Genomic DNA, 18,415 nt, shown 5'->3' on the forward strand with positions numbered 1-18,415 from the left:
GTCGGTCAGGACGTGTGACAGACCGTGCCGTTCAGGGTGAAGACCGGCGGCAGGATGTTCGGGCCCGTGTACCCGGCGACGAAGCCCGCGCTCACGCTCCCCCCGCGCGCCGCGAGCCGGCCGTTGGAGTCCAGGCTGGTGGCCTTGACCGTGCGGCCGTTCTGGTCCCAGGTGGCGTTCCAGCCGCCGTTCATCCGCTGCCACGCCGTCGGCCAGTCGAACGTCAGCGTCCAGCCGTCGATCGCGTCCGGGCCGTCGTTGGTGATGTCCACGCCCGCGACGTAGCCGTTGCCCCAGTCGTTGTTGTCGGTGAACCTCACCGTGCACGTGCTCGTGGCCGGGCTGCCGGTGGTGAACGTGAGCGGCGGCGAGGGCGGGCCGAGCTTGCCCGCCGTGTCGCGGGCCAGCACGTTGACCGTGTAGCGGGTGCCCGGGATGAGGTTCGCGACGGTGAACGACGTGCCGGTGGTCTCGCCGAGCTGCTCGTCGGTCGCGCCGTTCTGCCGGTGCAGCTCGTACTTGGCGACGGGGTGCCCGCCCGCCGCGGCGGCCGTCCAGGTGAGGGTGGCCGTGCGGTCGGTGACGGCGGACACCGTGGGTGAGCCGGGCGCGCCGGGCGTCCCGGTGACCTGGCTCGCCGGGTGCAGCACGAGCGTGGTCAGCGAGTACGGCGGCAGCGTCCGGCTCGTCGCCGTGCCGGACTGCGCGGTGGTGAGGCCGGTGCCGCCGTTGACGTAGGTGTGGACGGTCGGCGCGGCGGCGGCCGGGGTGTAGCCGGTGTACGCGATGCCGACCGTGCGGGCCGCGTCCGGGTCCTTGTTGACCAGCAGCACGGCCAGGTCGCCGTCGGGGCGGCGGACGGCGTGCGCGGTGACCAGCGGGTCGTCGGTGCCGGCCCGGACGAACCGGTCGCCGGGCCGGGCGAAGGCGTTCATCATGGCCAGGCCGTGGTACGGCGCGAACGGCGTGTTCAGCGGCGGCTCGCAGGTCGTGCCGTCGGCCAGGCAGGTGCCGCTGGACAGCAGGCCGAAGTCGCCGTAGTCGGTCCGGCCCGCCACCGTCGAGACCGTGCCGATGCCGTTGTGCACGTTCCACCACTGGACCGTGAAGACGCCGCTCTCCAGCAGCCCGCTGTAGGCGTCGGCGAGGAACAGCGCGCCGGGCTGGGTGTCCGGGCCGACGCCCACGTTCGTCTCGGTCAGGCTGATGCCGATGCGGCCGGCGTCCGCCGGCGCGTACCGGGCGATCTGCTCCCGGGCCAGGTACACCGCGTCCGTGATCTGCTCCGGCTTGGCCAGCGACTCGGCGGCGGTGCTCCCGCCCGGGTACCAGTGCAGGTCCACGAAGTCGATCTTCGATCCGGCGACGGTCAGCACGGTCCGGTTCCACGTGGCGGGATCGCCGCCGGCCACGATCCCGTCCGGCCAGTTGCCCGGCATGGTGAGCACCGCGCCGACCTTGATCGTGGGGTCGACGGCCTTCATCGCGTCGGCGAACGCGACCACGCCGTCGGCGTACGCCTGGGGGCTCTTGTCCGGATGGTTGTCGGCCTCCCATTCCGAGCCGTAGTGGCCGTTGCCGTAGTTCTCGTTGCCGACCGTCCAGTACGTGGCCCCGTACTTCTTGGTGACGTTGGCGTACCGCACCCAGTCGGCCGCCTCCTCCGGCGTGCCGGTGCCGTAGTTGGCGATGATCATGGGTTGGGCCCCGGTGCGCTGGACGGCGGCCATGAACGTGTCGAAGTCGGTGCCCGGGGCGACGTAGCCGCCCGGCGCGGTGTGGGTCTTCCAGTGGTAGATGTCGCCGTAGGAGCCGCCCGGATACCTGACCATCCGCACGCCCGCGTTCTTCAGCAGGTCGGACACCGCGGTGGTGCCCAGCTCCTTGTCCCAGATCGCGTCGTTGATCCCGAGCCCGGTGTCGGGCATGGTCGCGAGGCCCGCGTTGGCGTTCACGGTGACCTGCACCGGCGCCCCGGCCGTGCTCGCGGCGGACGGGTCCGGCCCGGCGAGGACGAGTGCGCCCAGGAGCGCCGCCGAGGCCGTGGCGGCGCGGAGTCGGTGAGTCCGCATGGGGGTCCAATCGACGCGCGGTGATCGAGGTGGCCTCATGCTGGGTTCGCCCCGGCCGCCTGTAAAGGATCACCGCGACCGGGGCCCGGCGGGTGCCGAGAAGACGCCGGTGGACGCCGGAGACCGCGGGTCCCGGCGTGAAAGTTTCACCCCGCGCGAGGGCGCGTCCTCACTGGCTGCTGAGGTAGGTCAGGACGGCGAGGACGCGGCGGTGGCCGCTGTCCTCGGGTGAGAGGGCGAGCTTGGTGAAGATGCCGCCGATGTGCTTGTGGACGGCGTTCTCGGTGATGACGAGCCGGGCCGCGATCGTGGTGTTGTCCGCGCCCTCGGCCATCAGGGCGAGCACCTGGCGTTCGCGCGGAGTGAGGCCGGCGATCGGGTCGTGGGCGCGACGGGTGAGGAGCTGCGCGATCACCTCGGGGTCCATGACGGTGCCGCCGCCGGCGACCCGCCGCAGCGCGTCGACGAACTCGCTCACCCGGCTCACCCGGTCCTTGAGGAGGTAACCGACGCCGCCGCGCCCGTCGGAGATCAGCTCGCCCGCGTACTGCTGCTCGACGTACTGGGAGAGGACGAGCACGGGCAGGCCGGGATGCCGGCGGCGGACCTGGAGGGCGGCGTGGATGCCCTCGTCGCGGAAGGTCGGCGGTAGCCGGACGTCGACGATGGTGACGTCGGGGCGGTGCTCGGCGACGGCGGTGACGAAGCCGGCGGCGTCCTCGGTGATCGCGGCGACGTCGAAGCCCCTGGCGGTCAACAGGAGCTCCAGCCCGCTGGACAGCAGGACGTTGTCCTCGGCGATCACGACTCGCACGGCAGGCTCACAGTGATCGTGGTCGGGCCACCGGCAGGGCTGTGGACACTCAAGACGCCGTCGAGCGCCAGGACGCGGTGGCGGATCCCGGCGAGGCCGGTGCCCAGCGTGGCGTCGGCGCCGCCGATCCCGTCGTCGGTGACCTCGATCGACAGCCGGTCGCCGGCGCGTGCGGCGCGGACGGTGGCCCGGGTCGCCCGGCTGTGCTTGGCGGCGTTGGTGAGCGCCTCGGCGATCGTGAAGTAGGCCACGGCCTCGACCGCGGCGGGGATCGTGCCGAGGTCGCCGATGTCGAGGGCGGTGTCGATCGCCGATCGGGAGCCCAGGGCGGTCAGCGCCCCGGCGAGTCCGCGGTCGGCGAGGATCGGCGGGTAGATCGTCCGGATCACCCCGCGAAGCTCCGCCATGGCCTCCTCGGTGTTCTCGTGCGCCTCCCGCAGGAGCCTGCCGACCAACTGCGGGTCCTCGCCGAGCGACTCGCGGGCCACGCCCAGCCGCATCGCGATGGCCACCAGCCGGGCCTGGGTGCCGTCGTGCAGGTCACGTTCGATCCGGCGCAGCTCCGCGCCGTGCGCCTTCATCGCGTCGGCCCGCGTCTCGGTCAGCGTCTCCACCCGCCGCGCCAACCGGTCCGCCGCCGAGGGGGACAGCGACGCGACGCAGATCCGGGCGTGCAGGCGCGCCAGCAGCGGGACCAGCCAGTACGTCAGAGCCGCGAAGGCGGCGAACTGCGCGGTCCCCAGGGTCAACGCCGTTCCCCATCCGGTCAGGGGGACACCGGCGGCGAAGCCGCCCGCGCGGGTGCCGGGCGGGAGCGCCCACCACAAGGGCACCGTGACGGCCGTGGTCACCGCGTTGCCCGCGCACACCACCACGACGATCCCGAACGCCAGACTCGTCCCGATGAACGCACCGAGCCACCCGAGGACACGCCACGTGCCGACACGGACGGGACCAGAGGGCGGAGACAGGAGCAACCGGTCGGCACGGTGACGATGCCACGACGCCCAGGCGCGAGCCATCGCCGGAAACACGAGCACGGGCAGCGCGAACAGGGCGACCACGGCGGTGGTCAGGCTTCCCAGCAGATAGCCCAGACCCCGCCACATCGCCCGAAACCTGCCGGCCCCATGGTGGTTCATCCGCACAAGTCTGAGCCATGGCCACCGGGCCGGGCACTACAGCCCGCTACCCCCTTTTCTCGCTAGTGGGCTGTATCGTCCGGTTCCCCCCGCCGGACCTAGCGTCGAGACCCATGACGAGGACTCATTCGCCGCGACGGCGCGGCCGATCCATCCGGCGGAACCTGACCCTGGCCGCCGTCGTGGCCGCCACCCTCTCCGCCGGCCTGCCCGGCGCGAGCGCCGCCGACCGGCCCGACGACCGGTCCAGGCTCCGGCGCGACGCCGCCGCGATCACCGCGCTCGGCGTCACGGGCGTCCAGGCCCGCCTGACCACCTCTGACGGCCGGGACCTGACCGCCACCAGCGGCGTCGCCGACGTGAAGACCCGGCGGCCGGTCCCCTCGAACGGCTACTTCCGGATCGCCAGCGTCACCAAGGCGTTCGTGGCCACCGTGGTCCTGCGGCTCGCCGCCGACGGCCGGCTCTCGCTGGACGACCCGGTCGAGCGCTGGCTGCCCGGCGTGGTGTCCGCGAACGGCGACGACGGCCGCGCGATCACCATCCGCCACCTGCTCCAGCACACCAGCGGCATCCACGACGACTACCCCGACTTCACCTCGGCGAAGGACTTCCGCCGGCACCGGTACGACACCTTCACCCCCGAGCAGACCGTCGCCAGGGCGATGCGTCACCGCCCGGACTTCCGGCCCGGAACGCGGTGGAGGTACTCCAACACCGGCTACGTCCTGCTCGGCATGATCATCGAGCGGGTGACCGGAAACCCCTGGCATCAGGAGGTGCGGGACCGGATCGTCCGGCCGCTCGGTCTCCGCCACACCTTCCGGCCCGGCGCCTCACCCACGCTGCCCCGGCCGCACGCCAGGACGTACCAGCAGTTCAAGCCCGGCGAACCCCGCGTGGACGTCACCGAACAGGTCGGCCCCGGCACGAACGGAGAGGCCGGGCTCGTCTCCACCACCGCCGACGTCAACCGGTTCTTCCGCGCCCTGCTCGGCGGCCGGCTCCTGCCCCCGGCGCAACTGGCGCAGATGAAGCGGACCATCCCGGTCGGCAAGGAGTTCGAGCCGTTCATGCCGGGCGCGCGTGACGGCCTGGGGCTCTTCTCCCGCCCGCTGTCGTGCGGCGGCACCTACTGGGGCCATGAAGGCGGCGACTCCGGCTGGGTCGGCGCCGCCGGCGTCACCGCCGACGGCCGGCGCGGGGTCACCGTCTCGTTGTCGGGCGTGTCCGCTCCTTCCGCGGACGACGTCCTGCGCGTGGAAAAGGCGATGAGCAAGCTGATCGACGACGCGCTGTGCGCCGGGCACCCCGCGAAGGCGACGTCGCCGAGCCGCTGACCTCCCCCTTCAACTCCTCCGCAGGCGCGGTGGCCGAACCTGCCGTCACCTCGCAAGCCGGTTGAAAGCGGTATGACGGACATTGCGGTCAGTCACGAGAGGTCAGCCACGAGAGAGGAACTCTCCGATGTCGATCGCCCGCCCCCTGATCGCCCTGTCCGGTCTCGCCGTCGCCCTCGTCGCCTTCACCCCCGCCGCGCAGGCGGCCGCGGCCACTTCCTGGGGCCCGTACTACGCCCCGGGCCACGCGGCGAAGGCCGCCGGAAGCCTCACCGCCTCGGGCGAGGACCACGCCGACATCCCGGCCGCCGACGTCGTCAGGATCGCCGGAACGGTCCAGGACAACACCCGGTCCACCGCGACCTGCGGCTGGGCCGTCTTCCGCGTCACGTACCGGGACTCCTCGAACAACCTGCCGTTCATGCACCACAGCTTCCGCGACTGCTCGTACGGCACCCCGAAGCGGTTCTCCTTCAGCCACCACGACGTCTACCAGGTCGAGCTGAAGGTCTGCGCGCAGCCCAGGAGCGCCACCAAGCCCTCCGACACCTGCCTGTACGCGGGCACCTGGAAGGTCCTCTACCTGTCGAAGTAGGACGCCGGGTCAGCCCGTCAGGGAGTGGACGGCGCGGACCTCCGTCACGGTGAACTCGTCCACGATGTGCCGGTTCTGCACCAGGAACCCGACCAGGCCCGCCACGGCCTCCACCCCCTGGGCCGCCCGCACCTGCCCGGTCAGGAGGAAGATCAGCGGAGTGGACGGCTGGTCGAGCGCGAAGTGCTGGCCGTGGCGGTGCACGTCGTGCAGCGCCCTGATCGGGATCGGCCGGGCCGAGGTGAACCACGCCGCCACCTCCCAAAGCGGCAACGACGCGTCGGCGTCGGCGCAGGCCTGGTAGCACGTCACACAGCCCTGCCCGGCGTGCCGGCCGTGGGGACAGGTCCAGCGGTCGACCTCCGCCTGCGACTGGGCGCGACCGGCGAGGATGGCCCACTCGGTCACGCGGCGGCGCACCGGCCGTGCCGGGGATGACGCGGCGTGTTCGCTGATGAGGACTCCTTCGCGTTCGCCGACCGTATGTCCACCATACGCCCGGACGGGAGATCTACCGGGATCCCGACGCGACGGCGGCGGCGATCAGCAGGACGCAGACGCCCGCGATCGCCGCCACCACCCCGGCCACGCCGATCGCCGCCACCGCGAGCGGCAGCAGCAGGACGACGGCGACCCCGCCCAGCAGCACGGCGGGACGCACGACCGGCCGGTCCGCGATCGCCGCGTGGACCAGCCACAGCAGGACGAGGAACACGCCGACCGGGATCGCCACGGCGTAACAGATCACCAGGGGCGACGCCGCGACGTGGTGCCCGGTCTGCTCGACCGCGACCTCCAGGCCGGCGCCCAGAGCCGCGAGAGCCGCGAACACGCCGTAATGACCGTATCCCCACCGGAACGACCGATCGCGGCGGTCGCTGAGCCCTTCGCCCGCCGGCGCCAGGAAGTACAGCCACCACAGGGCGAACAGCAGGACCAGCCCCGAGACCGCGATCACCACGAGGGTGCCGCCGACCGCGGTGAACTCCAGCGCCGCCGTGACCCCCCGCGTCACGGCCAGCACGCTCTCGCCGAGCAGGATGATCGTGAACAGCCCGTAGCGCTCGGCGATGTGGTGCGGATGCCAGGCGGTGGACCGGCTCCGCTCCGCCCACCACGGCACCATGAGCTCCAGAGCGGCCAGGGCGACGAAGGACGGCACCCGGGCGGCCGGCGGCAGCGCGTCCGACTCCGCGAGCACCAGGCGGATCACCCAGCCCACCTGCACGGCCGTGATGCCGGTCGCGTAACGCAGCGCGGTACGCCGGCCCGCCGGATCCTCCACGCCGGCCCGCACCCACTGCGCGACCAGCGCGACCCGCATGATGAGGTAACCGATCGTGACGACGCGGTAGTCGGCCGAGGCCGCCGCGGCCGGCACACCGGCGGCGAGGACCAGCACGCCGCCCATCTGCAGCATGGTCAGCAGCCGGTAGGCGATGTCGTCGGTGTCGTACGACGAGGCGAACCAGGTGAAGTTCATCCACGCCCACCAGATCGCGAAGAACACCTGGAGGAACAGGACGAGCCCGGCCGTCGCGTGACCCGCGGCGACGTCGTGCGCGAGCTGGGCCGTGGCCGCCGCGACCGCCACCACGAACGTGAGGTCGAACAGCAGCTCAAGCTGGCTGGAGACACGGTGCGGCTCGTCGACCGCCCGCGCGCTCATGGGGACGCGCAGCCTCGTGCCGGGTGGTCGCATGGGTGATGACACGTCTCCGACGATATTTCGCCGCCACCGTCACGGGCACACGGCCCCCTGGGCCGGCGGGCGCGTCAGCCGGATGAGGCGTCGCGCTCCGCGAGGCGGGCCCGCAGCCGGGCGGGGTCGGGCCAGTGCACCCCGTACGCCCAGCCGGTCCGCTCGAACCAGCGGATCAGCCGGGCGCTCGGATCGACCTGCCCCCGGAGCACCCCGTGCCGGGCGCAGGTCGGCTCCACGTGGTGCCAGTTGTGCCAGCCCTCGCCGAGTGTCAGCAGCGCCACCCACCACACGTTCGACGAGCGGTCGCGGGTGCGGAACGGGCGCTCGCCGAAGGTGTGGGCCACGGAGTTCACCGACCACGTGACGTGGTGGACCACGGCGTAACGGACCAGCCCGCCCCAGAAGAACGCCGTCCACGCGCCCGTCCACGACCACGACCACAGCCCGCCCACGAGGGCCGGCAGCGCGAACGACAGCGCGGCCACGGCCGGATAGGCGGCGTCGAACCGGCGCACGTCCGGGTCGGCCAGCAGGTCGGGCACCCAGTGCCGGGGGCTGGAGCGGCGGCGCGCGGTGTAGAACCAGCCGACGTGGGCGTGCGCCATGCCGCGCAGCAGGGCCCAGCCGTCGTCGCCGTAGCGCCACGGGGAGTGCGGGTCGCCCTCGCGGTCGGCGTACTTGTGGTGCCGCCGGTGCTCGGCCGTCCACAGCGTGACCGGGCCCTCGACCGCCATGCCGCCCGCCAGCATGAGCGCGACGCGCAGCGGCCGGCGGCACCGGAAGGCCCGGTGGGTGAACAGCCGGTGGTAGCCGATGGCGATCCCGAAGATGCTGACCAGGTACATCACGACCGCGATGACGAGGTCGCGCGGCCCGACGCCCCACCCCCACGCGGCCGGCACGGCGAGCGCCAGCAGCAGCACGGGGAGCACGACGAGGACGACCAGGTAGACGGTGCGGCGGCCGGTGGTGACCGTCACCGTCTCCGCCGTGCCCGTACCCGTGCCCGGCTGGGGGATGGCCGACGAGGTCACGCTACCTCCCGTGATCATGAAGGGGATGCGGCTTCTCATTCAAAGGTCGCGTCCCCCGAGCCTGGCAATGGCCGGGAAGTGACGACATCGTCACTGTGAGGAAGCAAAACACTGCGCACCGTAGCCCTGAGCCCGCGCCGCGTCCCTGTCTAGATTGTGGCTACACAACGTGATGATCTCTGTTCGCTCCGGCTTCAGACGGAAGGGGCCACTGGCATGGGCGCTGCCGGTCAGACGACCACGGGCGGCTTTCTCGACCGATACGACGAGGCGCTGGCCCGCGACCCGATGTCCGCGTTCGGCCTCGTGCGGGAGTGGATGCGCACCGACTGGCGCGACCTGTTCGCCGAGCTGCGCGAGCGGCGTCCCGTCTTCGTCACACCCGCCTTCACGGTGGTGACCCGCTTCGCCGACGTCGCCGAGGTGCTCTCCCACGAGTCGGTCTTCTCGGTACGCGCCTTCGGCCCGCGCCTCGACGCCGCGCTGGGCGGCCCGTTCATGCTGGGCCGCGACGCCACCGCGATGAACTGGCGCGACCGGGGCCTCATGCAGGTCATGCTCGACCAGCGCGACACGGAGCGGGTGCGCGAGCTGGCCGGGCGCGTCGCCGACGAGGCGCTCGACGCCGCCTGGCCGCACGGCCGCGTCGAGGCCGTCCACGCGCTGTTCCGCCACGTCGCGCTGGAGGTCTGCGCGACCTACTTCGGTTTCCCCGGCCCCGACCCGCAGACCCTGTCGCGGTGGACGCGGGCGATCGTCACCGACGGATTCGCCAACTTCGCGGGCGACCCCGACCTCCAGGCCGCGTCGGCGCAGGCGGGCGCCGACATGACGGCGTACCTGCGCGACCGGCTCGCCGAGCTCCGGGCCGCCCGGCGAGCCGGGGAGCGGCCGCCCGACCACGTGTTCGCCCGGCTCGCGGACACCGTCCTGCCCGCCGGCATCGGCGTGGACGACGAGCGCATCGTGGTCAACATGGCCGGCCTGCCGCTCGGCTTCGTGGAGAGCGCGCCCGGCGCCATGACCGAGGCGGTCGAGCAGCTCCTGCTGCGACCCGAGGTGCTGGCGCGGGCCGTCGAGGCGGCCGCCGGACCCGATCCCGCCCGCTTCGACGCCTACGTCTGGGAGGCGCTGCGGTTCAACCCGTTCTTCAAGCTGCTTCCCCGGCTGTGCGAGCACGACCACGTGCTCGCCGCCGGCACCCCGCGCGCCACGCTGATCCCCGCCGGGACGTTCGTGCTCGCCGCGCCGGCCTCGGCCATGTTCGACGCCGACGTGGTGGCCGAGCCCGACGCGTTCCGCCTCGACCGGCCCGCCCACCACCACCTGTTCTTCGGCCACGGCCACCACGCGTGCCTCGGCGTCCATCCCGCCAGGGTCGTCATCTGCGAGGTCGTCCGCCGCCTGCTGCTGCGCCCCGGCGTACGCCTGCTCCCGCCGCCGGAAGGGCAGGTCGTCCGCTCGCACGGGATCTTCCCCGACCGGTTCGTCCTCGGGCTCGGCGGCGAGGGGGAGCGGGCATGACGGGCGCGCGCGGCATCGCGGTCGACGGGGCCGCCAACCGGCTCAGGTTCCTGGCGCTCACCAACGGCCGGCCGTTCTGGGACCTCGTGCAGTCCGTACCGCCGCTCCGGCGCCGCCTCAACGCCGCGCTGATCGACCACGCGGTCCGCGAGATGCCCCCACGGCCCGAGCCGCTGAGCACGATGGCCGGCTACACGTCCTGGGCGTCGCTCACCGACCGCACCTACAGCGGCCGGCACCTGCCCCCGCACACCGCGCCCGGCGACGGCCGGCCCACCCCCGAGCGGGCCGCCGAGCTGTTCACCCGCGGCGACGCCATGATCCCGTGCCCGCGCTCCACGGTGCTGTTCGCCTACTTCGCCCAGTGGTTCACCGACGGCTTCCTGCGCGGCGACGTCAACGTCCCGCGCGACCCGCGCAAGAACAGCTCCAACCACCACATCGACCTCAACCAGCTCTACGGCCTGCACCCCGACGCGACGGCTGCGCTGCGCGCGTTCGACGGCGGGCTGCTCAAGAGCCAGCTCGTCAACGGCGGCGAGTTCCCGCCCCACCTGTGCGAGAACGGCAAGATCAAGCCCGAGTTCGCGCCGCTGCGCGTGATCCGCTTCGACGAGCTCACCGACGCCCAGCGCGACACGCTGTTCGCGACCGGCAGCGACCGGGGCAACATCCAGATCGGCTTCACCATGCTCACGGTGCTGTTCCTGCGCGAGCACAACAGGGTGGCCCGGCGGCTGGCCGAGGCCCATCCGCGCTGGGACGACGAGCGGCTGTTCCAGACCGCCCGCAACATCCTCATCGTGCTGCTCATCAAGCTGGTCGTCGAGGAGTACATCAACCACATCACCCCCTACCACTTCCGCTTCACCCTCGACCCGCGGCTGACGACGCTGCTGGCCCGCGCGCCCTGGCACCGCGAGAACTGGGCGTCGGTCGAGTTCAACCTCGTCTACCGCTGGCACGGGCTGATCCCCTCGCGGCTGGCGGTGGGCGAGCGCGAGCTGCCGATGGCCGACACGCTCCTGGGCGGCGCGCTGATCCCCGAACCGGGCCTCGGGCGTCTCTTCGAGGACGCCTCCCGCCAGCGCGCCGGCCGGATCGGGCTGTTCAACACCGACCCGCTGCTGCGTGAGGTGGACGCGGCCAGCATCGCCGACTCCCGGACCCTCGCCCTGGCGCCGTACAACAGCTACCGCGAGCACTGCCGGTTCCCCCGGGTGCGCCGCTTCGAGCACGTCTCCGGCGACCGGCGGGTCAGCGGGGCGCTGCGGGAGCTGTATCGCGACGTGGACGACCTCGACCTGTACGTGGGGCTGTTCGCCGAGGAGCCGGGATCTCCCGACGCCATCCTGCCGCCGCTCCTCACGAAGATCATCGCCATCGACGCGTTCTCCCAGGCGCTGACCAACCCGCTGCTGGCGCCGAGGGTGTTCAACGCCGCCACCTTCTCGCCGACCGGCATGCGGATCATCGCGTCCACGCGGACGCTGTCGGACGTGGTGCGCCGCAACGTCCCCGAGGACCCGCGTCCGCGCTTCGTCAGCATGACCCGCGCCGCCGCCCCCTTCTCCCGCGCCGGCACGACCCACGGCGCGCCCCGATGACCGCCGACCCCGGCACGTCCGGGGAGCCGTCGCGTGGGCCGGCGGGCGACGGTGCCGGCCCGGCTTCGGAAGCGTCGAGCGGTTCGGCGGGCGGCGGGACCGGTGCGGCCGGGGGATCACCGGGTGATCCGGCTGGCGGCGAGGCCGGTCCGGGGGCTGAGTCGTTGCGGGAGGCGGCGCGTGAGCTGGTGGACCTCGGGGTCATGATCCGCGGGGCGGCCGTCCACGCCACGGCCGCCATCACCGACGCCGCCCTGCTCCAGGCCCTGCCGCACGCCCCCTCCGCGGGCCGGCGGACCCTGCGGGCGCTGCTGCGCGCGATCACCGACCGCAGGGGCCTCGGGTGGGCGCCCGCCGGCGGCCGGCCCGCGTCCCTGGCCGCCGCGCTCGGCGCGTTCGCGGGCGCGGAGAGCCTGGCCGTACGCGTCCTGGCCACCTCGCTGCGGCTGCGGATCGCGGCCGTCGCCCTCGACCACCCCGAGCTGACCGGCGACCCGATGCTCAACCGGCTCGTCGAGGCGGCCGCCGCCGACCGCGACCTGGAGGCCGTCCGCGCCCTGCGCGCGCTGCTCAGGGACCGCGGCGCCGTGCGCGTGCTCAGCCAGCTCGCCCCGGTCTTCGGCGAGGTCCTCGCCCTGCGGGCGCTGCTGGACGAGAACCCGCTCAACGACGCCACCGCCTGGCTGATCGCCACGGGAACGGGCTACGCCACGGCCGACCCGGTCACCGGCATGAGCAACCGGGCCGTCGCCGTGCTCGACAGGGGCGAGGGGGCCGCGCGCCGGGTCGAGCCGGCCGAGGCCGAGTCGGCGCGGCTGGCCACGAAGGGGTCCCTGCTCGGCTTCCTCGGCAACATCAGCGTGATCGGCACCACCGGCCGCGTCCTCATCCAGAGCGTCGAGGGCCCCGACGGGGTGGTGCGCCACGTCGTCCAGGCGCCCGGCATGCGGACCGGACGGCCCGACCACGACTCGCCCCAGGACCTGCTCGGCGCCTTCAGCAGCGCCGTGCTGGCCGCGAGCCCGTACAGCCGCGCCCTGGCCAAGGCCGTCGCCGACTACGGCCTGCCCGAGGGCGCCGAGCTGGCTCTGATCGGGCACAGCGCGGGCGGCGCGGCCGTCATGAACCTCGCGCAGGACCCCGCCTTCTGCGCCCGCCACACCGTCACCCACGCCATCGCGGTCGGCGCGCCCGTCGACTTCAAGCGGCCCGCCGACCCCGGCACCTGGGTCGCCAGCGTCACCAACCAGCACGACATCGTCCCCACCCTCGACGGCCAGGGCGCCGGCGGCTGCTTCGACCTGCACCCCGACTGGTACGTGGTGGACTACTCCGACGCCACCCACCTGTTCCCGCTCTGCCACAGCATCGACCGCTACCTCGCCAACATCGCCGCCGACCTGCCCGAGGCCCGCGACCACATCGACGGCCGCCTCGCGCCGTACCGGGGGCCGGTCGTGCGCTCGCAGGTCTATCGGCTGTTCGACCACCCGCCCGAACCCGAGGGGTTCCCCTTCCTCACCGTGCCCACCCACGCGGTGCCCGGCCCGGGCGGCCGGGTCGAGCTGCCGATCCGGTGCCAGGACGGCGGCGCGCTCACCGCGTACTTCGCCGCCGACCCGGCCGTGGCGGCGGCACTGCTGGAGGGCACCGGGCTCGGTCCCGCCGTGCGGGTCGCCGGCCGCGCCGTCGTCGCCGTGCACGCGGCCTGGAACCGGCGTACGAGCGTGGGCGTCCACCGCGAGCTCCACGTCGGGATCGTGGTGCCCGGTCCGTGGCGGGCGCGGGGGCCGCTCGGCTGGTACGACCTGGTGCGCGGGGCCGACCGGCGGCGCTCGGGCCTCTTCCTGGCCGGCTCCGTGGTGGACACCGCCGTCGTCGCCGCCCTGGCGCCGCGACTGTGGGGCGGCGAGCCGTCGCTGCTGCCGCTGGAGTTCGGGCTGGCCACGGGGGTCGCCCACATCACGGCCGGGGCTTCCGGTGCCGGGGAGTGGCTGCTCGTCCTGGGCGGGCGGCTCGGTCCCGGGCTGCCGGTGAGCGAGCGCGACCTGGTCGGCTACGCGCGGGCGGCGGGCACGACGCTGCGCTCCTGCGTACGAGCCCGTGGCCGGGCACTGCTGCACCCCGCGCCCCGGCTCCGGCTCACCGTCGCGCCCGGCTCGCCCCACCCGCTGGCCCACCTGCTCCGCGACCTGGGCCTCGACGGCGCCCGCCCGCTGCTCTGCGTGTCGGCCACCGCCCGCCGGACCCTGCGTGACGCCGCCGTCCCGGTGCCGACCACCTGACCCGCCCTACCGTCCGTGGTGCCGCCGTCCCGGTGTCGCCCCTCTGATCGGAGGACCACATGCGCCGTCACCCCGCCAGGCGATCGGCCCGGCGCCCGGTCGATCCCGCGTCGATCACCGCGCACGCCGTCGTCCTGGAGACCGACGCCCGCACGCTGGCCGAGTGCGCCGAGCGCCTGCGCGGGATCACCGAGCGGCTGGAGGCGGGCGGCGTCGCGCCGCGCTGGCTGCGCCAGGCGGTGAACGCCCACCTGGCCGCCTGCGCGACCGCCGCCGCCGACCTCGCCACGGCCGCCGCCCACCTGCGCCACTACGCCGCCGGCGTCCGCCCCGCCCCCCACTGACCCTCACCCGCGAGAAGCCCTCGCGCCGAGCGTCGGTCCGAGGTCAGGGAGCCTCGTGCACCGCCTGTGCCGCGCTCAGCCCCGACTCCAGCGCCCCCTCGATCCACGCGTGCCACAGCGAGCAGTGCTCGCCGGCGAAGTGCACCCGCCCCTCCGGCGCGACGATCGCGTCGTGCAGGCTGGTCTGCTGGTGCGGCTCGAACAGGGCGAACGCCCCGGCCGCGTAGGGGTCGTTGTACCAGGCGTGGGTGACGCCGAACTCGAAGTGGTCGTGGATCTCGGGGTGGATCTTGGCGACGTCCTCCAGCGCCTGCTCGATCCGCTTCTGCGGGGACATCGCCCCCCAGCGCAGCGCGTCCTGGCCCCAGGTGTAGCTGGCCAGCAGGACCGCGCGTTCGTCGCCCGGCGCGGGGTGCGAGGGGTAGCAGATGCGCCGGATCGGCAGGTCGGTGACCGTGGTGCCGCCGACGATGCCGTCGCCGCGCTCCCAGAACGGCCGCCGTACCTGGAACAGGATCTTGGTGGAGGCGTTGTAGTGCAGCTCGCGGATGGCGCGCTGCTTGCGGCGCGAGAAGGCGGGCCTGGTCTCGACGTCGCGCAGCACCGAGAACGGGATCGTGCAGATGGCGAAGTCGCCGGTGAACGTGGTGCGGCCGGAGGCGGTGCGGACGTGCAGGGTCACCGAGTGGTCGTCCTGCTCGATGGCGGTGACCTCGTGGCCGAAGCGGACGTGGTGCCTGAGCTCGTGGTAGAAGGCGGTCGGCAGCAGGTCGCAGCCGCCCTCGATCTCCTGCATGTCCTCGAACGCCCGCCCGATGATCTCGCGGAACTGCTCGATGACTGCCGCGTTGAGGTTGGCCTCCCGGAAGCTCATGACGCCGTAGAGCTCGACGGCGCCCTCGGAGAACCCGCGCTCGTGCAGGAAGCTGCGGATGGAGTAGCGGTCGTACTCGGCGCAGATGCGGTCGAGCGCGTTCTCGCCCTCCCGCTCGTACAGCTCGTGGATCTCCTGGGTGGCGGTGCGCCAGAGGTCCTCGTAGGTGCGGCCGCGCTCGTGCTCGGCCAGGCCGAAGTCGACGATCCCTGGGTCGTCGTTGAGTTGCCCGAGCGTGGTCCTGACGCCCTGGATGTAGGCCAGGGCGGCGGGGTTGCCCATGACGAACGGCCGCAGCTTCAGGCCGAACTTCGCGCAGTAGGCGAGGGTGAGGTCGTGCACGCGGGGGATGCGCATCGCGCCCGCCTCGGCGTACAGGCCGGGCGCGAACCCGCGCAGCGTGAGCACGCGCCCGCCCACCCGCTGCTGCGCCTCCAGCACGACGGGCTCGTGGCCCTGGCGCATCAGCTCGTACGCGGCCACCAGCCCGGCCATGCCGCCGCCGATGACCAGCACGCGCTTGCGGGGACGGCCGCCGCCGGCCAGGCCGCGCTCGGCGGTCGCGACCACGCCGGCCGGCACTCGGAGATCGTGACTGGGTCGGGGCGCCGACGACGTCGACTGGCTCTCGTCCAGGGTTTCACACTCCTTCATCGTCACGTAAAGCGATTGTAGAATCGCTTTACGTGACGATCCAGAGCTGGGCGCCCACCGGAGCGCCAGGTGGCTTGCGGCGCGCGTTCCAGCCGGGCCGCCCGGCCGCGTCGCTGCCGCAGCACCTCGACGTCATCGAGGCGATCTGCGCCGGCCTTGGTCGTGGCGTCACGACCTGACGGCGGGTCGGCGCAGGTCGTGCCGGTCCGCCCAGGCCGAGACGGCCGCGGCGATCAGGGCGGGCTGGTCCTCCGGCGTGTGGTGCCCGGCGACGGCGTCGGAGCGCTCGATCTCCAGGGCCGCCATGGTGTCGGCGCACCACGCGACCATGTCGTCGCGCACCATCACCCCCACCCCGGGCGCGAACGTCATCATCAGCTTGGGCACGTCCGCGCTGACCGCCAGCCACCGGTCGTACGCCTCGACCCGGGCCACGACGTCGGCGGGCTCGCCGTCCAGCGGCATCGAGCGCGCCCACCGCAGGAGCGGCAGCCTGCTCTCGCGCGTCGGGTACGGCTTGCGGTAGACGTCGAGGTCGCCCTCGGACATCGGCGTCGCGGTGCTGCCCGGCAGGCCCTGCTCGATGAAGGCGTTGTGGTCCAGGAGCATGGCCTCGCCGACGCCCTCGGTCTTGATCGCCCGGAACAGCTCGCGGCCGTCCTCGGGGAACTCCTCCCAGGTCATCGGCTTGACGATGGTCTCGGTGAACGCGATGCCGCGCACCCGGTCCGGGTGGCGCGCGGCCCAGTCGAAGGCCAGGGCGCCGCCCCAGTCGTGGCCGACCAGCACCACGTCGCGCAGGCCGAGCGCGTCGAACCAGGCGTCGAGGTAGCGGGCGTGGTCGGCGAAGGTGTAGGCGATGTCGGGTTTGCCGGACTCGCCCATGCCGATGAGGTCGGGGGCCAGCAGCCGCCCGGCGCCCACGGCCGGCATGACGTTGCGCCACAGGTAGGAGCTGGTGGGGTTGCCGTGCAGGAAGACGAGGGGCGTCCCGGTGCCGGACTCCCGGTAGTGGATGGTGGAGTCGAGGACGTGCTGGACAGGCATGATCGGTTCCTTAGAGGTTGAGCCGGATGACGCGGTCGACCGCGATCTCGATGACCACGCGGCCGGGCGGGTTCGGCGGCGGCGACCCGTAGCGGGCGGCGTAACGGCGGGCGCCCTCCGCCACCCGGTCGGGGGCGTCGTGGACGGTGGCGGCGCCTTCGAGCGTCACCCACCGGAACCCCTCCGCCTGGCAGAGCGCCACCCGCCCGCCCGGCCGGGCCAGGTTCCGGGCCTTGCGGGTGGCGCCGGTGGTCAGGACCCGCGCCAGGCCGGCGGCGGGGTCCCAGGTGAAGCGCACCGCGACCACGTGCGGCGAGCCGTCGGGGCGCAGGGTGGTGAGGGTGGCCAGCCGCGGCTCGGCGAGGAAGCGCTCGGCCGCGGCGCTGAGGAGGGTGGTGGCGCTCATCGGAAGGCGGCCAGGTCGTGGGCGGTGGTGCTCATCGGAAGGCCGCCACGTTGCGGGCGGCCCAGTCGGCGAAGGTGCGCGGCGCGCGGCCGAGCACGCGCTCGACGTCGGGGCTGACGGCCTGCTCGGCCGCCGTGGGCGTGCCGAGGATCGCCAGCGTCCCCTCGACGACGGGCTCGGGCATCACCTGGAGCAACTGCGCCCGCGCCTCCTCGCGGGTCTGCTCGACGAACCGCACCGGCTCGCCGAGGGCCGCGCCGATCGCGGCCGCCCGCTCGCGCGGGGTGACGGGCGCGGGTCCGCTCAGCTCGTACGTACGGCCCGCGTGCCCGGGCTCGCGCAGCACCGCGGCGGCGACCTCGGCGATGTCGGCCGGGTCGATGGCGGGCAGGCCGACGTCGCCGAAGGGCGCGGCGGCGGTGCGCGTGGTCCGGATGGACTCGGCCCAGGCGAAGGAGTTGGAGGCGAAGCCGCCCGGCCGCAGGATCGTGAAGTCCGCGCCCGACTCGCGCACGGCCTCCTCGTACTGGACCGGGTGCCGGTAGACCTCGGGCCGGGTGCCGGCGCCCTGCGAGGACAGCAGCACGATCCGCCCGACGCCCGCGGCCTCCTTGAGGATCGCGTGCGGGTCGCCGCCCGCCACGAGCAGGAAGAGCGCCGCGGCGCCGTCCAGGGCGGGCCGCAGGCTCGCGGGGTCGTCCAGGTCGGCGCGGTGGTGCCGTACTCCGTCGGGGACCTGGGCGGCCTGGCGGGAGACGGCCGTGACCTGCTCGCCGGCGGCGGCGAGGGTGGCGACGAGCGCGCGGCCGACGTTGCCGGTGGCTCCGGTGACGACGATCATATTGTCTCTCCTAAGAGTTAGTTATTTGGCTGACTGAAAGGAACCCTAGCGGGTCGTGAGGGTCGGTGTCCACAGCAAGTCAGTCGAATGACTAACTTCTCCGACGAAAGATCGTCGGCGCGGCCGAACCG

At 73.5% G+C, this 18,415-nt stretch carries 17 protein-coding genes; 7 read left to right on the forward strand and 10 right to left on the reverse strand.

From position 1 onward, the window contains the following. Window positions 1–5 precede the first annotated feature (5 nt). From HD595_RS19775 to HD595_RS19785, 3 genes are all read right to left on the reverse strand, one after another. Entirely contained in the window at window positions 6–2,072 is a 2,067-nt protein-coding gene (locus tag HD595_RS19775; RefSeq protein ID WP_253771118.1) for a cellulose binding domain-containing protein, read from the reverse strand. Between the two features lie 169 nt (window positions 2,073–2,241). Further along, entirely contained in the window at window positions 2,242–2,886 is a 645-nt protein-coding gene (locus HD595_RS19780) for a response regulator (protein WP_253771120.1), read from the reverse strand. Beyond that, window positions 2,874–3,995, reverse strand: a complete 1,122-nt coding sequence (locus tag HD595_RS19785; RefSeq protein WP_253771122.1) for a sensor histidine kinase — start codon at window positions 3,993–3,995, stop codon at window positions 2,874–2,876. The genes HD595_RS19780 and HD595_RS19785 overlap by 13 nt, the downstream gene beginning before the upstream one ends. A 146-nt stretch (window positions 3,996–4,141) precedes the next feature. Between HD595_RS19785 and HD595_RS19790 the strand changes: the two genes are divergently transcribed. Further along, window positions 4,142–5,368 carry a serine hydrolase domain-containing protein gene (locus tag HD595_RS19790; protein WP_253771124.1) on the forward strand — a complete coding sequence of 409 codons (1,227 nt, stop codon included), beginning with the start codon at window positions 4,142–4,144 and terminating at the stop codon, window positions 5,366–5,368. A 127-nt stretch (window positions 5,369–5,495) separates the two neighbouring features. Beyond that, window positions 5,496–5,963 carry a hypothetical protein gene (locus HD595_RS19795; RefSeq protein WP_253771125.1) on the forward strand — a complete coding sequence of 156 codons (468 nt, stop codon included), beginning with the start codon at window positions 5,496–5,498 and terminating at the stop codon, window positions 5,961–5,963. Between the two features lie 9 nt (window positions 5,964–5,972). Here the strand turns inward: HD595_RS19795 and HD595_RS19800 are convergent, their stop codons facing one another. The 3 genes from HD595_RS19800 to HD595_RS19810 form a co-directional block, all read right to left on the reverse strand. Further along, the gene (locus tag HD595_RS19800) at window positions 5,973–6,371 is read right to left on the reverse strand and encodes a hypothetical protein (protein WP_253771127.1); all 399 of its coding nucleotides are present in this window, start codon (window positions 6,369–6,371) and stop codon (window positions 5,973–5,975) included. 103 nt (window positions 6,372–6,474) lie between these two features. Then, window positions 6,475–7,677, reverse strand: a complete 1,203-nt coding sequence (locus tag HD595_RS19805; RefSeq protein ID WP_253771129.1) for a low temperature requirement protein A — start codon at window positions 7,675–7,677, stop codon at window positions 6,475–6,477. A gap of 62 nt (window positions 7,678–7,739) precedes the next feature. Next, window positions 7,740–8,720, reverse strand: a complete 981-nt coding sequence (locus HD595_RS19810; RefSeq protein WP_253771131.1) for an acyl-CoA desaturase — start codon at window positions 8,718–8,720, stop codon at window positions 7,740–7,742. A gap of 198 nt (window positions 8,721–8,918) precedes the next feature. Here HD595_RS19810 and HD595_RS19815 point away from each other — a divergent pair, with 198 nt between their 5' ends. From HD595_RS19815 to HD595_RS19830, 4 genes are all read left to right on the forward strand, one after another. Continuing rightward, a complete protein-coding gene (locus HD595_RS19815; protein ID WP_253771133.1) occupies window positions 8,919–10,226 on the forward strand; it encodes a cytochrome P450 in 1,308 nt (435 codons plus the stop codon). Then, window positions 10,223–11,833: a peroxidase family protein gene (locus HD595_RS19820; protein ID WP_253771135.1), complete on the forward strand. Its 1,611-nt coding sequence runs from the start codon at window positions 10,223–10,225 to the stop codon at window positions 11,831–11,833. The genes HD595_RS19815 and HD595_RS19820 overlap by 4 nt, the downstream gene beginning before the upstream one ends. 164 nt (window positions 11,834–11,997) lie before the next feature. Beyond that, window positions 11,998–14,118, forward strand: a complete 2,121-nt coding sequence (locus tag HD595_RS19825; protein WP_253771137.1) for a thioesterase domain-containing protein — start codon at window positions 11,998–12,000, stop codon at window positions 14,116–14,118. A 59-nt stretch (window positions 14,119–14,177) separates the two neighbouring features. Beyond that, on the forward strand, window positions 14,178–14,462 hold the full coding sequence (locus HD595_RS19830) for a hypothetical protein (protein WP_253771138.1): 285 nt from the start codon (window positions 14,178–14,180) through the stop codon (window positions 14,460–14,462). A gap of 43 nt (window positions 14,463–14,505) precedes the next feature. Here the strand turns inward: HD595_RS19830 and HD595_RS19835 are convergent, their stop codons facing one another. Next, a complete protein-coding gene (locus HD595_RS19835) occupies window positions 14,506–15,918 on the reverse strand; it encodes a flavin monoamine oxidase family protein (protein WP_253771141.1) in 1,413 nt (470 codons plus the stop codon). Between the two features lie 104 nt (window positions 15,919–16,022). Here HD595_RS19835 and HD595_RS19840 point away from each other — a divergent pair, with 104 nt between their 5' ends. Then, on the forward strand, window positions 16,023–16,169 hold the full coding sequence (locus HD595_RS19840; protein ID WP_253771143.1) for a hypothetical protein: 147 nt from the start codon (window positions 16,023–16,025) through the stop codon (window positions 16,167–16,169). On the opposite strand, the gene HD595_RS19845 is transcribed toward HD595_RS19840, so the two are convergent. Genes HD595_RS19845 through HD595_RS19855 form a run of 3 tightly spaced genes read right to left on the reverse strand, consistent with a single transcriptional unit; the run spans window position 16,159 to window position 18,284 of the window. Continuing rightward, window positions 16,159–17,037, reverse strand: coding sequence for a haloalkane dehalogenase (locus HD595_RS19845; RefSeq protein WP_253771145.1), 879 nt, complete (start codon window positions 17,035–17,037; stop codon window positions 16,159–16,161). The two genes, HD595_RS19840 and HD595_RS19845, sit on opposite strands and share 11 nt — an antisense overlap. A 10-nt stretch (window positions 17,038–17,047) precedes the next feature. Further along, a complete protein-coding gene (locus HD595_RS19850) occupies window positions 17,048–17,443 on the reverse strand; it encodes a pyridoxamine 5'-phosphate oxidase family protein (protein WP_253771147.1) in 396 nt (131 codons plus the stop codon). Window positions 17,444–17,474: 31 nt separating this feature from the next. Next, window positions 17,475–18,284 carry an NAD(P)H-binding protein gene (locus HD595_RS19855; RefSeq protein ID WP_253771149.1) on the reverse strand — a complete coding sequence of 270 codons (810 nt, stop codon included), beginning with the start codon at window positions 18,282–18,284 and terminating at the stop codon, window positions 17,475–17,477. Window positions 18,285–18,415: the final 131 nt, after the last annotated feature.

The organism is Nonomuraea roseoviolacea subsp. carminata (assembly GCF_024172185.1).
Taxonomy (GTDB): domain Bacteria; phylum Actinomycetota; class Actinomycetes; order Streptosporangiales; family Streptosporangiaceae; genus Nonomuraea; species Nonomuraea roseoviolacea.